Annotated in this window: 20 protein-coding genes; 11 read left to right on the top strand and 9 right to left on the bottom strand. The window is 62.4% G+C overall.

Annotation, left to right across the window (positions count from 1 at the left end; translation table 11 throughout):
* The coding region (locus tag KMAL_RS17270; protein ID WP_180999807.1) for a hypothetical protein at window positions 1-1,040 on the top strand (1,040 nt) is incomplete at its 5' end.
* A gap of 53 nt (window positions 1,041-1,093) precedes the next feature.
* Here the strand turns inward: KMAL_RS17270 and KMAL_RS11350 are convergent.
* Window positions 1,094-1,927, bottom strand: coding sequence for a DeoR/GlpR family DNA-binding transcription regulator (locus tag KMAL_RS11350; RefSeq protein ID WP_110095819.1), 834 nt, complete (start codon window positions 1,925-1,927; stop codon window positions 1,094-1,096).
* Between the two features lie 236 nt (window positions 1,928-2,163).
* Between KMAL_RS11350 and KMAL_RS11355 the strand changes: the two genes are divergently transcribed.
* From KMAL_RS11355 to KMAL_RS11400, 10 genes are all read left to right on the top strand, one after another.
* The gene (locus KMAL_RS11355; protein WP_110095820.1) at window positions 2,164-3,765 is read left to right on the top strand and encodes an FGGY-family carbohydrate kinase; all 1,602 of its coding nucleotides are present in this window, start codon (window positions 2,164-2,166) and stop codon (window positions 3,763-3,765) included.
* Window positions 3,762-5,468: a glycerol-3-phosphate dehydrogenase/oxidase gene (locus KMAL_RS11360; protein ID WP_110095821.1), complete on the top strand. Its 1,707-nt coding sequence runs from the start codon at window positions 3,762-3,764 to the stop codon at window positions 5,466-5,468. Before KMAL_RS11355 ends, KMAL_RS11360 begins: the two co-directional genes overlap by 4 nt.
* 3 nt (window positions 5,469-5,471) lie before the next feature.
* Complete coding sequence (locus tag KMAL_RS11365; protein ID WP_110095822.1) at window positions 5,472-6,470, top strand: beta/alpha barrel domain-containing protein; 999 nt, start codon at window positions 5,472-5,474, stop codon at window positions 6,468-6,470.
* Window positions 6,471-6,664: 194 nt separating this feature from the next.
* Entirely contained in the window at window positions 6,665-7,447 is a 783-nt protein-coding gene (locus KMAL_RS11370) for a triose-phosphate isomerase (protein WP_110095823.1), read from the top strand.
* Window positions 7,425-8,243, top strand: coding sequence for a DeoR/GlpR family DNA-binding transcription regulator (locus tag KMAL_RS11375; RefSeq protein ID WP_110095824.1), 819 nt, complete (start codon window positions 7,425-7,427; stop codon window positions 8,241-8,243). The genes KMAL_RS11370 and KMAL_RS11375 overlap by 23 nt, the downstream gene beginning before the upstream one ends.
* Before the next feature lie 33 nt (window positions 8,244-8,276).
* Entirely contained in the window at window positions 8,277-8,759 is a 483-nt protein-coding gene (gene derI / locus KMAL_RS11380; RefSeq protein ID WP_110095825.1) for a D-erythrulose-4-phosphate isomerase, read from the top strand.
* Between the two features lie 52 nt (window positions 8,760-8,811).
* Window positions 8,812-9,732: a substrate-binding domain-containing protein gene (locus KMAL_RS11385; protein WP_110095826.1), complete on the top strand. Its 921-nt coding sequence runs from the start codon at window positions 8,812-8,814 to the stop codon at window positions 9,730-9,732.
* Window positions 9,733-9,759: 27 nt separating this feature from the next.
* Window positions 9,760-11,265 carry a sugar ABC transporter ATP-binding protein gene (locus KMAL_RS11390; protein WP_110095827.1) on the top strand — a complete coding sequence of 502 codons (1,506 nt, stop codon included), beginning with the start codon at window positions 9,760-9,762 and terminating at the stop codon, window positions 11,263-11,265.
* Window positions 11,255-12,271, top strand: coding sequence for an ABC transporter permease (locus KMAL_RS11395; protein WP_110095828.1), 1,017 nt, complete (start codon window positions 11,255-11,257; stop codon window positions 12,269-12,271). The genes KMAL_RS11390 and KMAL_RS11395 overlap by 11 nt, the downstream gene beginning before the upstream one ends.
* Window positions 12,272-12,314: 43 nt before the next feature.
* Window positions 12,315-14,105: a dihydroxyacetone kinase family protein gene (locus KMAL_RS11400; RefSeq protein WP_110095829.1), complete on the top strand. Its 1,791-nt coding sequence runs from the start codon at window positions 12,315-12,317 to the stop codon at window positions 14,103-14,105.
* A gap of 46 nt (window positions 14,106-14,151) precedes the next feature.
* Here KMAL_RS11400 and KMAL_RS11405 read toward each other — a convergent pair whose 3' ends face one another.
* The 8 genes from KMAL_RS11405 to KMAL_RS11445 form a co-directional block, all read right to left on the bottom strand.
* Window positions 14,152-14,859 (bottom strand): VIT1/CCC1 transporter family protein, encoded by a 708-nt coding sequence (locus KMAL_RS11405; RefSeq protein ID WP_110095830.1) that lies wholly within the window; start codon window positions 14,857-14,859, stop codon window positions 14,152-14,154.
* Window positions 14,849-15,418 (bottom strand): cytochrome b, encoded by a 570-nt coding sequence (locus KMAL_RS11410; RefSeq protein ID WP_239020098.1) that lies wholly within the window; start codon window positions 15,416-15,418, stop codon window positions 14,849-14,851. Before KMAL_RS11410 ends, KMAL_RS11405 begins: the two co-directional genes overlap by 11 nt.
* Window positions 15,419-15,802: 384 nt before the next feature.
* Complete coding sequence (locus tag KMAL_RS11420; RefSeq protein ID WP_239020099.1) at window positions 15,803-16,039, bottom strand: hypothetical protein; 237 nt, start codon at window positions 16,037-16,039, stop codon at window positions 15,803-15,805.
* 140 nt (window positions 16,040-16,179) lie between these two features.
* Window positions 16,180-16,953, bottom strand: coding sequence for an SDR family NAD(P)-dependent oxidoreductase (locus KMAL_RS11425; RefSeq protein ID WP_110095833.1), 774 nt, complete (start codon window positions 16,951-16,953; stop codon window positions 16,180-16,182).
* A 33-nt stretch (window positions 16,954-16,986) separates the two neighbouring features.
* Window positions 16,987-18,096 (bottom strand): ABC transporter ATP-binding protein, encoded by a 1,110-nt coding sequence (locus tag KMAL_RS11430; RefSeq protein WP_110095834.1) that lies wholly within the window; start codon window positions 18,094-18,096, stop codon window positions 16,987-16,989.
* Between the two features lie 41 nt (window positions 18,097-18,137).
* The gene (locus KMAL_RS11435; protein WP_110095835.1) at window positions 18,138-18,965 is read right to left on the bottom strand and encodes a carbohydrate ABC transporter permease; all 828 of its coding nucleotides are present in this window, start codon (window positions 18,963-18,965) and stop codon (window positions 18,138-18,140) included.
* A gap of 1 nt (window position 18,966) precedes the next feature.
* A complete protein-coding gene (locus KMAL_RS11440) occupies window positions 18,967-19,887 on the bottom strand; it encodes a carbohydrate ABC transporter permease (RefSeq protein ID WP_110095836.1) in 921 nt (306 codons plus the stop codon).
* Between the two features lie 15 nt (window positions 19,888-19,902).
* Window positions 19,903-21,189, bottom strand: coding sequence for an ABC transporter substrate-binding protein (locus KMAL_RS11445; protein ID WP_408887920.1), 1,287 nt, complete (start codon window positions 21,187-21,189; stop codon window positions 19,903-19,905).
* Window positions 21,190-21,282: the final 93 nt, after the last annotated feature.

Here is a 21,282-nt window from a genome sequence, read left to right on the forward strand (position 1 = left end):
AACCGGGAAAGCCGCTCTTCAACATCAAAAAAACCAGGCTGCTTCATATCGCCATTCCCTCAATCAACGCAGAAGAAATAGAATCATACAGAAGACCTCAAAACCAGGGGGTTTTTAGAACCCTCCATGTTGCACAGGATAAAACTTCCGTAACCGTCACACCGGCACCATTGGCGCAGTCATCACCACAGGTGGCCCAGAACGAAAATCAGGTGCAAAACAATCCCGTTACAGAGTCAGGAACTGGCGTTCAGTCAGAAAAAAAGGATACGCCTGCGACTGCTGCGCCACAGAACGCGGACAACAGGATCGTATTACGCATTGATGATACTCCTGCTGCCGACATCATCAAAAACGTGACAATCCGGGATATCGTCAATTCTCCACAGACATCGATGGTACAGGACTTCATGGCCGATGCCTATACGTCGTCCGAGAAAATGGAAACGAAACTGATTCAAAAAGGGCAGACTTTACTGACCTTGCATAATATGGGGAAGAACGGGTTTGATCTTGATACGCCCCTCATGACGTCAATTCTAAAGAATAAAGATGTAAGGTCGGTCATGCTGATTGATCTGGCGCGCCGTGGCAGGCATGGTTTCTGTCAGGTCGGCCGGCAGGAACCGACGGATCTGGTTCTGTTGCAGATAAAATGGGTGTCCCCATACAATAAAATGAATGTGGTCAATCAGGTCCTGTTTGGCGTCCGCACACGAAGCTTCCTGCACCCTCTGACCTCCGGGATGAGGTGCGTCAAGGAAGCAACGCAGTACATGTATTTTGGCAACCTTGAGAAACTTCCGGATGAAAACTCCCTGATCCCTACAGACATCAAGACATTACAGGCGGTCTCGCCCGGCCGCTATGCAGCAGAAATACGCAACCTTATGGAAACGGACCATAAAGTTGGCCTGGTCATGCGTAGTAACGATATGCAGGACGAGATATTGTGGCAGGCAACCTCTACCCTGGAGGATGCGGCTTTTCCATTGCCACAGTCCATGCCGGATACCGCTGCGTCCTCAACCCCTCCATGAAATGATGACACGCCCGGGTCGTCGCGCACGGCGTCCCCGGGCATGTCCGTTCCTCAGGACCCGGCGTCTGGCTGGCAGATTTCCAGAGGGATTCCGGCGGCCCTGAGTTTGTCATGTATGGCGGGCCTGATCCGTGCATCTGTCAGCACATGATCGAAAGCATCCAGGCCCGCCAGTCGGTAAAGCCCCCCCGTGCGGAACTTTGAACTGTCCACCAGCAGGACCGTCTGGTCACAGATTTCCATGAGCACACGCTTGATCTTGATGATGTCCGGGTTGTTCTGGAAAGCCGTGCCGTCGTGGATGACGGACGTGGACAGGAACATGGTATCGGCGTGCAGGCCCTGCGCCCCCTGTTCGCATATCAATCCGAAAAAGGCATTGCGCGGCCTGTTGTAATCGCCCCCCAGACAGATCAGGCGCAGGTCGGGGTAGGGAGACAGCGCCTGGATGACCCCCATGGCGTTTGTAATGATGGTCAGCGGTGCGAGCGCAGGCAGCAGGGGCAGCATTTCGGCCACGGTCGTCGAATCATCCAGAACAAGGATCTGTTCCGGTCGGATCAGCGATATGGCACGGGCAATGATCGCCTGCTTGCCCTCTCTGGCAAGGGCCGTGCGGTAACTTACGGTCTTCTGCGTGGCGGTGCGGTTGCGCAGGGCAATGCCCCCATGCTGCTTTTCCACCAGGCCCTGTTGCGCCAGCACGTTGGCGTCACGGTGAATGGTCATGCGGCTGACGTCAAAATGCGTGGCCAGCGCATCAATGGTGGCGGTACCCGTTTCCAGCAGCAGGTCCAGGATGCGTTGCTGGCGTGCCGTATTGTCGCCCCGCCGGGCAGATCGGGTGGAAGTCAGGACATGTGACAGGCCCGTTTTATCGGTCATGCTGGAAAGCGATCTTCATCCGCAGGGTCAACAGGAAAGCGCCTAGCGTAATAAATACCCGTTACACTGTCACATGAAATATGACCATCGTGCCGGCCGCACATTTCCTTCGTAAACAATCCGATCCGGTTCCCGTCCTCTGTCATCACATTAATATGCGTTATATATAACATAAAACATGTTATGTGTAACACATCAACTCCGCCATCATGCTGCTGGATATCGGGAGGTCGAGGATGTGCCGGAACTTCATCATCGGAATAGACTGCGGCTCAACCGCTACCAAGGCGGTCATTTTTTCCCCTGCGGGCGAAATCGTGGGGACGGGGCGCAGTCGCGTGACACAGCATATGGACCGCCCGCATCATGTCGAGCGTGACATGGGCGAGGTATGGCAGGGCGTGGCGGTCACCATCCGCATGGCGCTTGAGGATGCGGGCCTGAATGGTCGGTCCATTGCCGCGGTGGGCGTCACGGCGCATGGCGACGGCGTGTTCCTGCTGGACCGCATGGGGAACCCGCTGGGACGGGGGATCATGTCGCTCGACAGCCGCGCGACGGACCTGCATGACAGCTGGCGCCAGCGTGGGGTGCTGGACCAGCTTGTGCCGCTGGCGGGACAGCGGCCCTATGCCTATTCCGCCAATACGCTGCTGGCATGGATACGCGCGCATGAACCGGAACGCTATCACGCCATCGGGTCCGTCCTGTTTGCCAAGGACTGGATCCGGCTCTGCCTGACAGGGGAAATCGCGACAGACATAACCGAGGCGAGCACGGCCTTTACAGACCTGCATACGCAGCAGTACAGCGCCGCCATCCTCGATATCCTCGGGCTGGAGGGCATGCGGGACTGCCTGCCGCCCATGCTGGATTCCTGCGCGCGGGCCGGGACCGTCACGGCCAGTGCCGCCGCGGCGACGGGGCTGCTTGCGGGCACGCCGGTTTCCGCCGGGTTGCATGACGTCACCGCCGCCGCCGTGGGAATGGGCCATACACAGCCCGGTGACATGTCGCTTACGGCCGGCACGTTTTCCATCAACGAGGTCTTCCGCGACAGGCCGGTTACCGGCGAAGGCTGGGCCTGCCGTGCGGGTTACCGGCGGGGATTGTGGAACTGCATGGCGATCTCGCCCGCTTCCTCCAGCAATCTGGAATGGATGACGCGTGTGCTGATGCCCGGGAACGCGGACGCCACGACGGTCCTGATGCATGAGGTGGAAGAACGCCTGACCGCCGCCCGTCAGGCGCGCACGGTGCCGCTTTTCCATCCCTTCCTGTTCGGTTCCCCCTATGCCGCGCCCGCCAGCGCGTCGTTCTTTGGCGTGCAGTCGTGGCATGACCGGACCGACCTGCTGCAGGCGATGGTGGAGGGGATGGCATTCAACCACCGCATGCATGTCAGCGACCTGTGCCGGACGGGACCGGTGGCGCGCGTGGGCATATCCGGCGGTGGCAGCGGCCAGCCCGCAATCGCGCAACTGTTTGCCGATGTGCTGGACATGCCTGTCGAGGTTTCCTCCGTGCGGGAGGCGGGGGCGCTGGGGGCCGCCCTGACCGGAGCGGTGGCAGTCGGCATGCAGCCGGACCTTGAACGGGCGGTGGCGGCGCTGACCGTATCGCGGCGGACCTATGACCCGCAACCGGCACAGGTGGCGGCGTATGATGGCATATACCACCGTTACGTGGCGCTGGCGCAGGCCATGCGCCCGTTCTGGCGTGCGCTGTATGACACATCCTCCTCGGCACAGTCATCACCGGAACCTGTCGCCGGGGTCCCTCCCGCCACGCACCGGCATGTCCGTCACGCGACAGCGATGGGGGGGATTCCTTCATGAATACCGTCCAGTCTCCGGTGGAGGATTATGATGTCATCATTATTGGTGCCGGGATCAATGGCGTCGGGCTTATGCGCGAACTGGCGCTGCAGGGGGTGCGTGTGCTGCTGGTGGACCGGGCGGATATCTGCAGTGGGACATCCGCCGCCCCCTCGCGCCTGATCCATGGCGGGATCAAATACCTTGAAACCGGGGAATTCCGTCTGGTCGCGCAATCCACGCTGGAACGTAACCTGCTGCTGCGCAATGCGCCGCATGTCGTCCACCCATTGCCCACGACCGTGCCTGTCCGTTCATGGCTTGGCGGGATCCTGCCCTCCATGCGGCGTTTCCTGCGGCTGGGCGGGAAAATGACGGACCGGGGTGCGCTTGTGCTCGAACTGGGGCTGCAGATCTATGACTTCCTCGGTCGGCATGCCCGTGTGATGCCCCGGCACCGCCTGTTCTCACGCAGGCAGACGCGTGCGCGCTGGCCGCATATGTGCGGCACCGTCATGGCCAGCGCGCAATATTATGACGCCGCGATCAGCCAGCCCGAACGTCTGGGTTACGAATGCGTGCGCGAGGCATTGCGGGCGCATGAAAGATCTCGTGTCGCGACCTATACCCATATCGGGTCCTTCCATGATGGCATCGTGACACTGCATGACCTGCCACGCGGGCAGTCATGGCGGGCGCGTGCTCCCGTCATGGTCAATGCGGGTGGCGCATGGATCGATCAGGTCAATGCCGCCCTTGGTGTGGATACCCGCTACATCGGTGGTACCAGGGGATCGCACCTTATACTGCGCCATGACGGGCTTTTGCGCGAACTGGCCGGCAACATGGTCTATTTTGGCACGCCTGACGGACGTATCTGCCTGGCCTATCCCTTCCTTGGCCATGTGCTGGTGGGATCGACCGATATTCCCGTCTCCGACCCGGATGACGCCATCTGTTCCGATGCGGAGCAGGCCTACATGCTGGATATGCTGGGGGCCCTGTTTCCCGGTTTCCGCTTTGATGCGTCCGATGTGATCTACCGCTACAGCGGCGTGCGCCCCCTGCCGGCCAGTAACGCGTCCGACCCCGGCGCGATCAGCCGTGACCATGTCGTGCACGAGGACAGGCTGGGAACGGTCACGCTGTTTTCCCTGGTGGGGGGGAAATGGACGACTTTCCGCGGCCTGGCCGAGGAAGTGGCCGATACCATCCTGCCGAGGCTTGGTCGCGTGCGGCAGGTTTCCACCCGGTCGCTGCCGATCGGGGGAGGGCGCGGCTATCCCGCCCCGGCGGACCTTGACGCATATATCGACCGTTTTGCCGCAGGCAGTGCGATTGCGCGTGAACGCGCGCGCGCACTGCTGGGCCGTTATGGCACACTGGCGGTGGAAATCGCGCGGTTCTGCGCCTTGGTCCCCGATCAACCGCTGGACAGCCTGCCGTCTTATACCCGCCGGGAAATCATTTTTATCGCACGTAATGAGCAGGTCCGGCATGTCGCGGACATTCTCTACCGCCGTACCACCATTGCGCTGTCTGGTGCGTTAACGCCCGACGTCACGCACGAGGTCGCAACCATCGCGGGGGAAACCCTTGGATGGGATGCCGACACGATCCGGCGTCAGGCCCGCGATGCGTGGCAGGAGGCCGAAACGCGGCATCACCTTGCCGCCCGCATGGCCGCGTCGAAACCCATGCAGCCCGAACCGATCGGAGCCTGAACAATGAACCGTTATGAAACCAAGATCGCCCGTATGGCCGCCGGGACCGACACGCGGGCCGACTTCATCCTGGCCGATGCCAAGGATGCCGACATGGCGGCAGGGATCAGCGCCATGGGGCGTAACCGCAACATGGGGGGGCTGTCGCCCTATCGCTGCCGGGATGCGTATCTGGATGATATCCGCGCGATGCTGGAACTGGATGTTGTCGATATCATGCTGGTTTCGGCTTCCAATCTGGAAACGCTGATGCAGGAGGGCGCCTTTAACGACAGTCGTGTGCAGCCTGCAATCCGCGCCAATGACACCACCGACGTGTGGCGCGGGCGGGGAAGCCCCTATACCATCCAGCGTTCCGTACCCTTTCGCAGCGCGTCACTGGCGGGTGCACAGACCGGGCTTGGCCTGTATTCCATGACCTTCAACGGTGATGCGGAACATGATGCCCATGCGCTGGAATGTTTCCGCCGCTTTCGCGAGGATGCGCAGGCGCATGGTTTTTCCTATTTCCTTGAGGTCTTCAATCCCAACGAAGGACGGATTGCGCAACCGGACTGGGGTGTCTTCCTGAATGACATGATTGTCCGCGCCCTTGCCGGCCTGCGTCAGGCGGAACGTCCGCAATTCCTGAAGATTCCGTTTAATGGCGCGGGCGCGCTGACCGAACTGTGCGCATTCGATCCACGCATGGTGGTGGGGATCATGGGCGGGGGCAGCGGGACAACGCGTGACTGCCTTGAACTGCTGCACCAGGCCCAGGCCTGCGGCGCGCGGGCGGCCCTGTTCGGGCGCAAGATTGTCGATGCCGATGACCCGCTGCTGCTGGTGCAGGCCATGCGGCGTGTGACCGATGGCGACCTTCTGCCGGATGAAGCCACATGCTTCTACCACGAAGCCCTGGCCCGCAGGGGAGGGCGTGCCGAACGGCCGCTGGGGGCCGATCGCTGCATTACCGAAGCCACGCTGCTGGAAGGTTCGGTCAGCATGGGTGTGATGGGCTGACAGCATCCGTCATCCTATACTTTGGTTTCGTGAATTATATTTCGTAATGGCAGGGTAGTATTTCATACATTTCCGCAGGTCAGGAGAATGTGAACATCCTCCTGCCGGGAATGACGCAACCATAACGCCGTTTATGATATATATATCATGTAGTGCGTTATGTCTGTGCATCCTGCCAGATATGGAGATCCGTGATGCATTCCAGACCGTTATGGATTGGCACCAGCTGGAAGATGAACAAGGGGCCGGCCGCCGCCATCGAGGCCGCGCGGTCACTGGCCGCCTTTCATCCGCCTGTGGGGGTGCAGCCTTTTGTCATCCCGCCCTTTACGTCGCTCAGGGATGTCTGCGCCATACTGGAGGGTACATCCGTGCTGGTGGGGGCACAGAACACCCATTGGGAGGATGAAGGGGCATGGACGGGGGAAATCTCGCCCGTCATGCTGGCTGAATGTGGTGCGGCGCTGGTGGAAATCGGCCATTCCGAACGCCGGGCGCATTTCGGTGAAACGGACCGGACCGTCAACCTGAAGGTCCATGCGGTGTTGCGCCATGGCATGCGCCCGCTGGTATGTATCGGGGACACGGCGGAGGAACATGCGTTCGGTGTGACGCATGATGTGCTGGCCCGCCAGTTGCGTATTGCGTTGCATGGTGTTCCCCCCGCCCTGATGGGACAGGTACTGGTGGCGTATGAACCGGTCTGGGCCATCGGGGCGGGGGGACGCGCGGCGGATGCCACGTTTGTCGCCCATGCCCATGCACGGCTGCGCGCGGTGCTGGTGGAGATCGCCGGGGAAGAAGCCGGGCATGAAATCCCCCTGCTGTATGGCGGCAGCGTTACACGTGACAATGCCTGCGGCTATGCACGGATTGCGGATGTGGATGGGGTCTTTATTGGTCGTGCGGCATGGAATGTTGCTGATTTCAGGCAGATTATCGGGAGTGTGGCACATGAACATGTTGCATCCGGCTGAAAACGGCACCGTTGCCACCCGCAGGCGCGCCATGGTCGATTATGTGATGAACCGTGGCAATGTGGAAATTGATGAACTGGTCACGCGTTTTGAAACCAGTCGCATGACCGTCCACCGTGACCTGCAGGCCCTGTCGGCGCAGGGACTGCTGCGCCGGGTGCATGGCGGGGTGACCACCCTGCCCAATGGCATTGTCGAAAGCAGCATGCTGTACCGCAGGCGTCGCGCCATGCGTGAGAAGAAGGCCATCGCGGCGCTGGCGGCAGGCATGGTCGTGCCTGGCGATGTCATCGCGCTGGATGATTCGACCACCGTATGCTGCATGGTGGATCATCTGGCGGCGATGGGGCCCCTGACGGTGGTGACCAACAGCCTTGGCGTTGCCACCACAGTCGGGGCGATGCCCTCCATCAGCCTTATTGCCCTGGGGGGGCGGTATCATCCCACCTTTGACGCATTTTTCGGGCTGATGTGCGAACAGGCGATCGGGGCGCTGCGGGTGGGGACCCTGTTCATGTCCGTATCCGCCATCCATGGCGTGAACGCCTATCATCAGGAACAGGATATCGTAAAAGCCAAGCATGCGCTGATGCGCAGCGCGGACCGGCGCGTATTGATGGTCGACAGCACGAAGTTTGGCAGCAATGCGCTGAACCGGTTGGCGGACCTGTGCGAATTCGACGTGGTGATAACCGATGATGGCCTTGATCCCGCAGTGGCGGACAGGCTGCTTGACCACGGCGTTACACTGCGGATGGCACGGCTGTCCGCCAGTGATGAAGTAAAACCTGAATAAAAATACACTCCATTACCAGAATGGGAGGAAACGATGCGTATAGCCATTGGTGGCGACAGCGCCGGTAACGGCATGGCGGGAATGCTTGCGCAGTACCTGAAGGACCTGGGCGAGCATGAGGTGGTGGACATGTCCGTCCCGCCCGGCGGTGGCAGCGAACTGTATGCCACCCTGAGCGAGAGGGTGGGACAGGCCATCATGTCGGGGAAGTTCGACCGGGGGATCCTGTGTTGCGGCACCGGCATCGGGGTCTGTATTTCGGCCAACAAGATACCCGGCATCCGCGCGGCCCTGACGCATGATACCTATTCCGCCGAACGGGCGGCCCTGTCCAATGATGCCCACATCATTACCATGGGCGCGCGTGTCATCGGGCCGGAAGTCGCCAAGAGCATCGTGAATGCGTGGCTGGCCTGCTCCTTCGACCCGAAGGGGCCGTCGGCCCGCAATGTGGCGGGCATTGATGCCCTGGGACAGAAATATGCCCATGGACAGCCCGCCGTCACCACCTGCTGAACGATTGCTGCAGACGCGGCCGGATGACCGGTAAAGCGAAAGAACAATAAAAATGAAAACAGCTTTTCTTCTTGCCACGGCCATCATGCTTGCGCCACTGGCGGCGCGGGCGGCGGATGATCATGCGCCATTGCGCTTCGTGCTGATCCCCAAGACGGTCCACCCATGGTTCGACAAGGTGAACACCGGCGCCCGTGCGGCGGCCGACCTGCTGGAAAAGACAACGGGGCGCAAGGTGGAAATCGAATATCGCGCGCCCCAGACGGCCGATGTCTCGTCGCAGAACGATATCATCGAACGCGCGATCGCAACCCATCCCGACGGGCTGATCCTCGACCTGCTGGATGAGAAGGGCAACCACGCCACCATGCTTGAGGCCGTGGATGAAAAGGTGCCCATGACGGTGTTTGATTCCCTGCCGCCGGAGGGGATGGACATCACGGCGGTGGGGGCCGATTTCTGCGAACAGGGCACGATCGCGGCACAGCGTCTGGCGGGACTGATCGGGGAAAAGGGCGAGGTCGCGATCATGATCGGCGTGCCGACCGCCCCGAACCATACCCGGCGCGCCGAATGTGAACGCGCGGCGTTCGCGAAGTATCCGCAGATCCGGGTGGTTGCGACCGGCATTGATAACGACAGTATCGAAACCGCGCAGAAACAGGCATCCGCCATCATGCAGGCCCATCCCGATCTTGTCGGATGGGTGGCATGTGACGCATCGGGACCGGTAGGGATCGGCCAGGCCATCCGCGAAAGCGGGCGCACGGGCAAGGTCAAGGAAGTGGGGCTGGACAACCTGAACGACATGATCCAGCTCATCCGTGACGGGGTGGCGGATTCATCGGCATCCAGCCGGCCGGAAATGCAGGGCTACTGGGCGGTCATCGCCGCATGGCAGCAGGCGCTGGGACAGAAGACGCCCAAATACATAGACACCGGCATAGATGTCCTGACCAGGAAGAACATCTGATTTCCCCACAGTGATGGAGTAACGATCATGACGGTTCTCCACGTTTCATCCCTGCGCAAGACCTATCCCGGCGTTGTGGCGCTGGACCATGTCGACCTGACGCTGGAGGCGGGAAAGGTCCATATCCTTGCAGGGGAAAATGGCGCGGGAAAATCCACGCTGATCAAGGTGCTGACCGGCCTTGTCACCCCGGATGCTGGGCGTGTGGAAATAGAGGGCCACGATGCGCTGGCCGATCACACCCTGTTTGCCCGCGTGGCGTACGTGCCGCAGGAACTCAGCCTGTTTCCCACCATGACGGTCGCGGAAAACATGTTCATGCCCTTCGCCAAATCCGGTTTCGGGCGCATGACCGTGTCACGCGCGGCAATGGAGGCGGCGGCGCAGAAACTCATGACCCGCTTTGGCATGCATGCCAGTCCGGGGCAGAAGGTGGGACATATCAGCGTGCCCGACCAGCAGTTGCTGCAGATCGCGCGTGCGGCGGGGGCCGGGAATTTCCGGGTGCTGATCCTTGATGAGCCCACCTCGTCGCTGACATCGAGCGAGACGGAACACCTGTTTTCCATCCTGCGCACGCTGCGTGACGAAGGGTGCGCGATCGTGTTCGTCTCGCACCGGATGGAGGAGATTTTCGCCCTGGGCGACACGGTCACCGTGCTGCGCAACGGGCGCAGTGTGGGCACCCATCCCATGTCGGAACTGGACGAAGGCAGGCTGATCCGCCTCATGTCCGGCAACAGCGTGCAGCTTGACGAACGCTTCCAGCCCGCGGCCACGTCGGGGGCGGGGGATGTCATTGTCGATGTGGCGCACCTGTCCGGTCCCGGGTTCACGGACGCATCCTTCACCCTGCGCCGGGGCGAGATACTGGGCTTTGCCGGACTGGTGGGGGCGGGGCGGTCCGAACTCATGCAGACCATGTTCGGCTACCACCACGCCACGGCGGGCCGGTGCGTGCTGGACGGGCATGAAATCCCGCGCGGCAGGCCGGACAGGGCTGTGGCGATGGGCATGCTCTACCTGCCTGAGGAAAGGCGGCATCACGGGATCTTCCCCCTGCTGAGCGTGCGCGAAAACATTGCCGTCTCCGTCATGAACCAGATCATGGGCGGTGGGGTCATTTCATCCGGTCGGGAACGGCGTGTGGTGGCGGACGCCATCGAGCGTTTCGATGTCCGCACGTCATCGGCGGAAAAGAAGATCATGTACCTGTCGGGCGGGAACCAGCAGAAGGCGATCATCGGGCGTGCCATGGCGCGCAGGCCGCGCGTGCTGATCTTTGATGAACCGACCAAGGGCATCGATATCGGCACGAAGTTCCAGATCTACCGCATCATGCAGCAACTGGCGGAGGAGGGGGTGGGCATTATCCTCGTTTCCTCGGAAATGGCGGAACTGCAGCGCTGCGCCACCCGTATCATCACCATGCATTCCGGGCAGATCACCGGTTCGTTCGATCAGGCCACGACCGACATCAATACACTTGTGGGCGCGATTATCGGCGCGCCGGAGGTTCGTCATGTCGCTTGAAACCACATTCCCCACGACACCGCCCACCCCGCCGCGCCTGCCGCCCCTGCGCAGGCTGGCCGCACGGTGCATGCGCAACCCGCTGGGTGGCGTCATCGCGGCCCTTGTCCTGATCTTTGGCGTGTCATGCCTGCTGTCGCCGCATTTCCTGACCGGCTTCAACATGATGATCATGGCCCGCGCGCTGGCCTTTATCGGTCTGGTCACGATCGGACAGTCGATCCTGATGATCCTTGGCGAGCTTGACCTGTCGGTGGGCGCGATTGGCGGGCTTTCCGGTATTACGGGCGGCATGTTGATGGTGCAGGCCGGCCTGAACCCGTGGCTGTCGCTGGTGCTGTGCCTGCTGCTGGGGACGGCGTGCGGCATGCTCAACGGCGTGCTGATCACCCAGTTGCGGCTGCATTCGCTGGTGCTGACCATCGGCATGGCGGGTGTGTATGGCGGCGCGATCCTGGTGGCGACCAAGGGGGTGGCGATTACCGGCGTGCCTGTTGACATCTCCTTTCTGGGGCGTGGGCTGGTTTATGGCGTGCCGGTGCCCTTCCTGATCCTGCTGGCCTGCCTGGGGGTGGTGGCTTTTGTCATGGTACGCACGCCGGTCGGGCGTTACGTCTATGCCATCGGCAGCAATCCCGAAGCCGCCCGCATGCTGGGCCTGCGGGTGGATGCCATCCGTATCGCCGCCTTCGCCACTGCAGGCTTCCTGTCGGCGCTTGCCGGGATCCTGATGGTGGCGCGACTGGGCACGGCGCAGCCCTCCATTGGTGATACGTGGGTGCTGGCCCCCATTGCCGCCGCCGTCATCGGCGGCGTTGCGACCACGGGCGGACTGGGCAGTCCGGTGGGGGCGGTGCTGGGCGCCGTCATCATCGGCATGATCGAGAACATCATCGTGCTGTTCGGCATCTCGCCTTACTGGCAGTCGGTGGTCAGCGGCGGGATCGTCGTGCTGGCCATCTCCTTTGATTCCCTGGCGCGTCGCTATCTGCACCGTGAGGCGTAAAGCCCGGTCGCGACGTTTCCGCGTTAGCTGAGGATATATGCAAATGACCAGAATTTGCGGCAATGCTTCTGAATTCGCCCAATCCGCCCTGCATGGCTACAGCCTTGTCCACCGGGACCTCGTGCGCATGGTGCGCGGCGGTGTGGTGCGCGCCAGGCCGGGACGGGCGGGCAAGGTGGCGGTGGTCGTCGGGGGCGGTTCAGGCCATTATCCCGCCTTTAACGGGTATGTTGGCCCGGGCTTTGCCGATGCGGCGGTGGCCGGTGACATCTTTGCCTCGCCCTCCACGCAGGCCATCTATTCCGTGGCGCGCAGGGCCGAACGGGGCGGGGGGGTGATCCTCGGCTTCGGGAACTATGCGGGCGACGTGCTGAACTTCGGCATCGCGGCGGAGCGCCTGCGCCATGAAGGGATCGACACCCGCCTGCTGGCCACGACCGATGACGTGGCCAGCGCCGACGTGGGCGACATGGCCCGCAGGCGCGGCATCGCGGGCGACATGACGGTGTTCCGGATTGTCGGCGCCGCGGCGGAGGCGGGGCTGGACCTTGATGCGGTCGAGGCCGTGGGCCGGCGCGCCAACAGCCAGACCCGTACCTTTGGCGTGGCGTTTGAAGGCTGCACCCTGCCGGGGCAGTCTGACCTGCTGTTCCATGTGCCCACGAACCGCATGGCGCTCGGCCTTGGCGTGCATGGTGAACCGGGGATAGATGAACGGGATATTCCCCCTCCTGCGGAACTGGCGCATGTGCTGTTTGACCGCATCCTGGCGGAACTGCCCGATGACGCGCCGCGTCGGGTTGCCATCGTGCTCAACGGACTGGGCAGCACCAAGCAGGAGGAACTGTTTGTCCTGTGGGAAGCGCTTTCGCCCCTGCTGGCGCAGGCGGGCCTGAGTGTCATTGCGCCGCTGGTGGGGGAATATGTGACCAGCCTTGACATGGCGGGCTGTTCACTGACCATGACGTGGCTGGATGAGGAACTGGAACGCTACTGGCGCGCGCCGGTTGAAACGGCGGCCCTGCGCCATGGGGGCATTACGGGTGAACCCGATGCCGCCAGCAGCGTGATGGAGGACGAGCCCCCGGTTGTCCATGCGCCCGCCGGCACCCGGGCCGGGCAGCGTGGCGGCCTGTGCGTGGCGGAAACCATGGCGCGACTGGCGCAGGCGCTGGCCGGGGCGGAGGGCGAACTGGGCCGCATTGATGCCGTCGCCGGGGATGGCGACCACGGGCAGGGCATGGCCCGCGGGTCGGCAGCGGCGCATCAGGCCGCCCGTCAGGCGGCGCACGCCCGCGCGGGGGCCGCGACCGTGCTGGCGGCGGCGGCGGATGCCTGGGCCGACCGTGCGGGCGGCACGTCCGGCGCATTGTGGGGCGAAGGGCTGCGTGCCTTCAGCGCCGCGCTGGATGATGTCTCCGTGCCTGATGCGGCGCAACTGGTGCACGGCGCCCGGCGCGCGATGGAACGCGTCATGCAACTCGGTCGGGCGCGGGTTGGTGACAAGACGCTCATGGACGCGCTGGTTCCCTTTGTCGAAACGCTGGAGCGTGAGTGCGACCGTGGGTGTACCCTGCCCGACGCATGGCAGGTGGCGGCGGATGTGGCGCAGAAGGCGGCGGACGCCACCCGTGACCTGCTGCCCCGCCTGGGCCGTGCCCGCACCCATGGCACGCGCAGCCTGGGCCACCCGGATGCCGGGGCGCTGTCGCTTGCGCTGTGCCTGCGTGTGGTGGGGGAAGGGATGCCTGCGGGCGAACCCGTGCCTGTATCAATGCGCCCCATGGAGCATATGGGCGGAGAAAACCCGGTGTTGGGCGAGTTCCATTCCTGATCCCCGTCCTGCCCCGATGCCGTCATGCGTCGGGGCAGGCGGGCCTTTATGCCTGCACGCCGAAGATCCGGCCAATCGCGGCCGTCACGGCCATCGCCATGACGCCCCAGAATATGACCCGCATCGCCGGACGCAACGGGGCCGCGCCCCCGGCACGCGCGCCCACCACCCCCAGCACCGCCAGGCCAGTCAGGGATACGGCGGATACAGCCCATGACACCACGCCGGCAGGGGACAGGAGGGCCGCCAGCACAGGCAATATGGCGCCGGATGAGAACGCCCCGGCCGAGGCGACGGCGGCCTGTACCGGACGTGCTGCGGTTGCCTCGGAAATACCGAGTTCGTCGCGGGCATGGGCGCCCAGTGCATCATGTTTCATGAGTTGCAGGGCAACCTTGCGTGCCAGCATGTCATCCAGGCCGCGCTGGCGGTATATGCTGGCGAGTTCGCGCACTTCGGCATCCCAACTGCTGCCAAGTTCCTTTTTTTCACGGGCAAGGTCGGCTTTTTCTGAATCCGCCTGCGAACTGACGGAAACGTATTCTCCCGCAGCCATGGACATGGCACCTGCAACCATGCTGGAAATGCCGGCCAGCAGGATGCTCCCCTGTGTCGCATGGGCGCTGGCGACACCAATGATCAGGCTGGATGTTGACAGGATTCCGTCATTCGCCCCCAGCACCGCCGCCCGCAGCCAGCCCAGTCGGGATGTCGCATGCATTTCCTTGGGGCGCGGTGCTGTCCTACTTTCCATATTCATCAGATACAGTACCTTTTACCAGCATTCTCTGAAAAACATCGTCCCGGAGAATGAAATAATGAAAACACGCGGCAAGGGCATGACCCGTGGCCAGTATGATGATCAGCCATCCGTTCCACTGGTGCAGCCAGTGCAGGAGACTTACCGTCGAGGCGGCAAACCTGCCGAAAGGGGGCGCAATCTGGATGGCGAGGAAGCTCATGTCCTGTCCATTGCCCCATCGCCACAGATAGCCAAGGAGGATCTCCAGCAGCACCAGGCCATACAGGCCATATTCCACACTGCGGGCCGCAACGGCATCAAGTCGGCGATCCGCAGCGCGGATATGGCGTCCCCAACCCATCCGCCACAGTAACCGCACGGGCATGAGCACGCTCAGGATGATGCCGAGCGTAAGATGTGTGACCACCAGTTGGTGATGCAGCGGGTTACGGAACAGGCCCCACAGATTTGCTGTCGCGAACTGCAGCACGACAATGGCGGCACACCCCCAATGGAAAATGATCGTTGGCAGGTCATAGCGTGTCGGGGAAGGGCAGGATTTCTGTTCCATGTGGTGCAACATACAGGCCGAACATGACGCGAACCTGAACGATGGGCAGTTCCCCCTGCGAGAACCGGTTTGTCAGGTGTTTATAAACTTTGGGGGGCATGATGCGGCATGCGGGCACAATGCCTGGGCCGGGGGATCGGTCGCGCCACGTCGGACGTGCGTGCACATGACTGCGCGCAGGGTGGCTTCGTGCAGGGCGACCCGTCGCGGCCAAGGTGCCGCATTGGTGATGCAGCCGTGTTCGGGGTGCCCGCCATCATGAATTCCAGGGAAGAAATTCGGAAATAAGACGATAATGTCACGTTTTTATAAAAAGTACCGAGATGCGTAATCGCAAGGGATATTCAGAATGTCACGTTGCTGTGCAACCCGAAGATCGCTTCGTCATGCACATGCTGCCCCCAGTCCCGGCACGTCGCCTGCACGCCCGAATGGCCCCTGCAGGGCGAAGCCGCCATCCACGGCATAGACGATCTGGTTGCGATCGGTGTCTGCTGTCCAGTTTCCCCTGACAAAGGCATCCAGTTCCGTAACCCGTCCGAAATGCTGGAGCATCTGGTCCGCGAAGCGTCCGGTATCAAAATATCCACCAAACTTATACGTGCCCTGTCTTCCGGCCATGCTCCTGCGGTACTGGATCTTCCCGAAAAAGAGTGCGCCTGTGCGAAAACTGAAGCGCGTGCCTGTCTTTCGTGCATGTGGGGCATCTCATGTCGATATCGGGATATGCGTCCATGGGCTGCGGCCAACCCCGTGGCAATTTACCATACGGTAAACCCGGCATCGACATTGACGATGGCCCCGGTCATCAGGCTGGCGGCGTCCGATGCCAGAAACTGCACGACCGAGGCGACCTCGTCTGGCTGTCCCACGCGATGCATGGGCGTGCCATCCAGCCATGCGTCATGCAGGCGCGGATTTTCCATGCCAAAGCGTGTCAGGGTCGTCTCGATATAGGTGGGGGCCACGGCATTCACACGCACCCCGCGCGTGGCCCATTCCGCCGCAAGCGAACGTGTATATTGATGCACCCCTGCCTTTGATGCGTTATAGGCTGCCTGCTCCTGCGGGCGGTTGACGATCTGGCCTGACATGGAACCGATATTTACAATCGCGCCATGGCCCTGTTCCAGCATGATGCGGCCAAATGCCCGACAGCAGCGGAAAATGCCGTTGAGGTTGACATCAACCTGTTTCAGCCACTGCGCATCCGTCATGTCCTCGGCCCGGACTTCGGAAATGCAGATCCCGGCGCAGCAGACAAGGATATCGACATGACCTGCCCCGGCCCGGACCTGCGCGGCGCAGGCATCCACCTGCGCCGTATCGGTCACGTCCAGTTCCATGGCCGAAACCCTGTGCCCCCGCGCCGTAAGTTCGGTCACGGCCCGTGCCGCCAGTCCGGCATCATGATCGGCAATGATGACGTCGGCGCCGAATTCCGCCAGCGCCGTGACGCAGGCCAGGCCAATATTCTGCGCGCCGCCGGTCACAACCGCGACACGCCCGTCAAGACGGAGCTTTTGCGTATACATGTGCCAGTATCCTGAACAGGGAAGCCGTTGATCTCATGCGTCTGAAAGCAGGGGATGCTCTGCCCTGTGGGGCAACGCCGTACCGCGTGCGTCAAACAGGTGGCAGTGTTCTTCCTCAAACGTCATGCGTATGGGGGTATCGGCGCGGTCGGTATTGTCCCCGCCCGTCTGCACGACAATCATCTGCCCGTCAGGCAGGCGCACATGCAGCAGGGTCACCGCGCCCAGCCGTTCGCTGACCTCGACCATGCCCTGCACAGTCCCCTTCAGGTCAATCAGGATATGTTCAGGCCGTATCCCCAGCGTGACGGACGCGCCTGCCTCCAGCGCGGCCTGCTGGGGCGGGAGGGAGATGCCGATCGTTCCCGCCCGTACCTGCATGGTCCCATCGGGGGCAGGGGGGGCGAGCGTCGCGGGCAGCAGGTTCATGGGGGGCGATCCCATGAAGCGCGCGACAAACAGGTTGCAGGGCCGGTGATAGAGTTCCAGCGGCGTGCCGATCTGTTCCACAACCCCCTTGTTGAGGACGACGATCCTGTCGGCCATGGTCATGGCTTCGACCTGGTCGTGGGTGACATAGATCGTGGTCGCCCCAAGCCGCCGGTGCAGGCTGGCCAGTTCCACGCGCATCTGCCCGCGGAGTGCCGCGTCGAGGTTGGAGAGCGGTTCATCGAACAGAAAGACCTTCGGGTTGCGCACGATCGCGCGTCCGATCGCGACACGCTGTCGCTGTCCGCCAGAAAGCTGGCCCGGCTTGTGCTCCAGATAGGATTCAAGCTGGAGGATGCGCGCCACGTCACCGATACGCTGCCGCCGTTCGGCTTCGGGCATGCCGGCAAGCCGGAGGGAGAACTCCATGTTGCGGTAGACATTCATGTGCGGATACAGCGCATAGGACTGGAAGACCATCGCAACCCCGCGCCGTGCGGGGTCGGTGTCGTTCACCCGTCGCCCGTCGATCAGCAGGTCACCCGCGCTTATGTCTTCCAGCCCCGCGATCATGCGCAGCAGGGTGGACTTGCCGCAGCCCGAGGGGCCGACAAAGACGATGAATTCCCGCTCGGCAATGGCCAGCGAGACACCCTTGATGATTTCTTCGGACAGATAGGTCTTGCGCAGGTTGCGCAGTTCCACTTTCGCCATGGTGTGTTCCTCCTGCTGTTGCGCCGGTTGCGGGCCTTTTTCTATTTCACCGCCCCGAATGTCAGGCCGCGCACAAGCTGTTTCTGGCTGGCCCAGCCAAACGCCATGATGGGCGCCACAGCCAGCGTGGAGGCGGCGGACAGCTTGGCGAAGAACAGCCCTTCGGGGGAGGAGAAGGAGGCGATGAACGTGGTCAGTGGTGCCGCGGCGGAAGACGTCAGGTTCAGTGACCAGAATGTTTCATTCCAGCACAGGATCATGGAAAGCAGCCCGGTCGAGGCAACGCCCGGCAGCGCCAGCGGCATCAGCACCTGCGTGACCTCCTGCCAGCGTGTCGCCCCGTCCATCCGCCCGGCCTCCAGTATGGGAACCGGGACCTCGCGGAAGAAGGTATAGAGCATCCACACCGTAATCGGCAGGTTCGTCAGCATGTAGATCACGATCAGTCCCGTCCTGCTGTCCAGAAGGCCGGTGGCGCGCGCCAGCAGGTAGATGGGAACCAGCACCCCGACCGAAGGCAGCATGCGCGTGGACAGCATCCACAGCAGTGTCATGCGCGTGCGCGCCCCCGGCAGGAACGCCATGGCATAGGCGGCGGGAACAGAGACCAGCAGGGCGACAACGGTGGCCATGACCGAAATCACGACGCTGTTGGTGGCGAAATGCCAGTAGGCCTCCCGCGCGAAGACATCCCGGTAGCTTGAAAATGTGGGGCTGAAGAACAGGTGCGGCGGCGTGGAGATGGCATCCGGCTCGCTCTTGAACCCGCTCAGGAACATCCACAGGATCGGGAAGAACATCCACAACGCAATGGCCCAGGCCAGGACGGTGGTTGCGCCATGGCGCAGGCGTGTGCCGGTTCTTGCCATGTCAGGTCTCCAGATTGCGGGCCACGGCGCGCAGCAGGAAGGCGGCCACGATATTGGCGACGACAATGGCGATGACTCCGCCCGCCGATGCCCCACCCACATCGAATTGCAGCAGGGCGCGCGAATAGATGAGGAACGCGAGGTTGGTGGAGGCGACGCCGGGACCGCCTGCCGTCGTGACCGAGATTTCGGCGAATACCGTCAGCAGGAAGATGGTCTCGATCATGATCACGACCGTAATCGCGCGCGACAGGTGGGGCAGGGTGATGTTGGTGAACTGTGCCACCATGCCGGCGCCATCCATGCGTGCGGCTTCCTTCTGTTCCGTATCGAGCGACTGCATGGCGGTCAGCAGGATCAGGGTCGCAAAGGGCAGCCATTCCCATGCCACGATCATCACCAGCGTTGCCAGGGGATAGCGTGACAGCCAGTCAATGGGCGTCAGGCCCACGGCCCGCATCATGGCGGAATACACGCCATAGATCGGGTGCAGCATGAGGTTCTTCCACAGCAGGGCGGCCACCGTGGGCATGACGAAGAACGGGGAGATGACCAGGAGGCGGGCAATGCCGCGCCCGGCGAATTCCTCATTATACAGGACCGCCAGCAGCGTTCCCAATCCCACCGATATCGCCAGCACGCCCCCCACCAGGATGGCCGTGTTTTCCAGCGATGTCACGAAATCCGGGTCCGTCAGCAGGTACCGGTAATTGGCAAGGCCGGCGAAGCCGTGCTGTGTCGGGTCCAGCAGGTTGTAATTGCGTACCGAATACCACAGCGTCATGAGGAGGGGGACCACCGACCATACCAGCAGCAGCATGATCGCAGGTGACTGCAGCACGAAACCCTGCATGCGCCGACTGCGGGCGGCACTCCCCACGGGGCGGCCCGGCAGGGGGGCGTGTACTGCCATTGTGTCCATGTTCGCGCTTCCTTTTTAATGCAGGTAACCAGACTGGCGCATGGTACGTGTCACGGATGCCTGCGCCGCACCCAGCGCCTGTTCCACCGTCATCTGGCCCGACAGTGTTGCCGCGACGGTCTGCCCCACCTGCGTGCCGATGGCCTGGAAGGGGGCAATGCCGACAAACTGCGCGCCGCCATAGGGGCGCGGCTGGCGGGTCTGTCCATCGGGGTCCGCCGTATCGATGGCGGCATGGACGAAGGAGGCGAACGGGGCGGCCTTCTGGTAATCCGGATTGTCGTAGGTGGAGACACGGGTTCCCGCGGGCACGGCAACCCATCCCTCGTGTTGCGCCACAAGCTGCACATAGGCCTTCGATGTCGCCCATTCGATGAAAATGCGCGCGTCATCCGCATGGCGGGAGGAGGCCGGGATGGCGAGGTTCCAACTCCACAGCCATGTCGGTCCCTTGCCATACGGGCCGGTGGGGGCGGCGGCAAAGCCGACCCTGTCCGCCACATGCGACTGCCTGGCGTCGAACAGCAGGCCGCCCGCAATGGTTGAATCGACCCATATGCCGCAATGCCCGCTGGCGAACAGGGCCAGGTTTTCATTAAATCCGTTCGATGTCGCGCCGGGTGGCCCGTCGGCCTTCATGGCCGAGACATACCATTGCAGTGCCGCCTTCCATTCCGGGGTGTCGAGCATCGGCTTCCATCCCGCACCGAACCACTGCCCGCCAAACGTATTCACCAGCGCGGTGACATAGGCCATGTTCTCCCCCCATCCCGGCTTGCCACGCAGGCACAGCCCGTAGGTCTGGCTGTTCCTGTCCGTGATCGTGTCGGCAAAGGTGCGTATCTGCTCATAGGTGGGATGCTGCGGCATGCTCAGCCCGGCCTTCCGGAACAGGTCGGTCCGGTAATAGGTCATGATGCTTTCGGCATAGAACGGCAGGGCATACAGCCTGGAGTCCACGCTCAGCCCGGCGCGCACGGAGGGGACGATATCATTCACATCATAATCCGCACCGGGGCTGAGTTCGGCCAGCCATCCCTGCCGTGCCCAGATCGGCACTTCGTAATTGCCAATGGTCAGGATGTCGAACTGTCCCGCATGCGTTGCGATGTCGGTCGTCACGCGCTGGCGCAGGACATTTTCCTCCAGCGTGACCCAGTTGAGGTGAATGTCGGGATGGGCTTTCTCGAACTCCCCCGACAGCTGTTTCATGATGATCATGTCACCATTGTTGACCGTGGCGATCGTCAGCGTACCGGCCGCCTGCGCGCCATCGCCCAGCAGCATGCCGGCAACGGTCATGCAGGCCAGCATCCTGGAATTCGCCATCGCAATACCCTTTATTGATCTGTTCCGATTTCTTTTGCGGTATTTGAACCGGGCGCCCGTTCCCGG

Origin of the sequence: Novacetimonas maltaceti, from assembly GCF_002906255.1 — a bacterium.
Taxonomy (GTDB): domain Bacteria; phylum Pseudomonadota; class Alphaproteobacteria; order Acetobacterales; family Acetobacteraceae; genus Novacetimonas; species Novacetimonas maltaceti.

Excerpts from the sequence above, each read along its gene's own strand:
- KMAL_RS11405 (WP_110095830.1), bottom strand. The coding sequence starts at position 14,859 with ATGGAAAGTAGGACAGCACCGCGCCCCAAGGAAATGCATGCGACATCC.
- KMAL_RS11435 (WP_110095835.1), bottom strand. The coding sequence starts at position 18,965 with ATGGCAAGAACCGGCACACGCCTGCGCCATGGCGCAACCACCGTCCTG.
- KMAL_RS11400 (WP_110095829.1), top strand. The coding sequence starts at position 12,315 with ATGACCAGAATTTGCGGCAATGCTTCTGAATTCGCCCAATCCGCCCTG.
- KMAL_RS11395 (WP_110095828.1), top strand. The coding sequence starts at position 11,255 with ATGTCGCTTGAAACCACATTCCCCACGACACCGCCCACCCCGCCGCGC.
- KMAL_RS11440 (WP_110095836.1), bottom strand. The coding sequence starts at position 19,887 with ATGGACACAATGGCAGTACACGCCCCCCTGCCGGGCCGCCCCGTGGGG.
- KMAL_RS11425 (WP_110095833.1), bottom strand. The coding sequence starts at position 16,953 with ATGTATACGCAAAAGCTCCGTCTTGACGGGCGTGTCGCGGTTGTGACC.
- KMAL_RS11375 (WP_110095824.1), top strand. The coding sequence starts at position 7,425 with ATGAACATGTTGCATCCGGCTGAAAACGGCACCGTTGCCACCCGCAGG.
- KMAL_RS11430 (WP_110095834.1), bottom strand. The coding sequence starts at position 18,096 with ATGGCGAAAGTGGAACTGCGCAACCTGCGCAAGACCTATCTGTCCGAA.
- derI (WP_110095825.1), top strand. The coding sequence starts at position 8,277 with ATGCGTATAGCCATTGGTGGCGACAGCGCCGGTAACGGCATGGCGGGA.
- KMAL_RS11385 (WP_110095826.1), top strand. The coding sequence starts at position 8,812 with ATGAAAACAGCTTTTCTTCTTGCCACGGCCATCATGCTTGCGCCACTG.
- KMAL_RS11365 (WP_110095822.1), top strand. The coding sequence starts at position 5,472 with ATGAACCGTTATGAAACCAAGATCGCCCGTATGGCCGCCGGGACCGAC.
- KMAL_RS11410 (WP_239020098.1), bottom strand. The coding sequence starts at position 15,418 with ATGGAACAGAAATCCTGCCCTTCCCCGACACGCTATGACCTGCCAACG.
- KMAL_RS11445 (WP_408887920.1), bottom strand. The coding sequence starts at position 21,189 with ATGACCGTTGCCGGCATGCTGCTGGGCGATGGCGCGCAGGCGGCCGGT.
- KMAL_RS11360 (WP_110095821.1), top strand. The coding sequence starts at position 3,762 with ATGAATACCGTCCAGTCTCCGGTGGAGGATTATGATGTCATCATTATT.
- KMAL_RS11390 (WP_110095827.1), top strand. The coding sequence starts at position 9,760 with ATGACGGTTCTCCACGTTTCATCCCTGCGCAAGACCTATCCCGGCGTT.
- KMAL_RS11370 (WP_110095823.1), top strand. The coding sequence starts at position 6,665 with ATGCATTCCAGACCGTTATGGATTGGCACCAGCTGGAAGATGAACAAG.
- KMAL_RS11355 (WP_110095820.1), top strand. The coding sequence starts at position 2,164 with ATGTGCCGGAACTTCATCATCGGAATAGACTGCGGCTCAACCGCTACC.
- KMAL_RS11350 (WP_110095819.1), bottom strand. The coding sequence starts at position 1,927 with ATGACCGATAAAACGGGCCTGTCACATGTCCTGACTTCCACCCGATCT.
- KMAL_RS11420 (WP_239020099.1), bottom strand. The coding sequence starts at position 16,039 with ATGGCCGGAAGACAGGGCACGTATAAGTTTGGTGGATATTTTGATACC.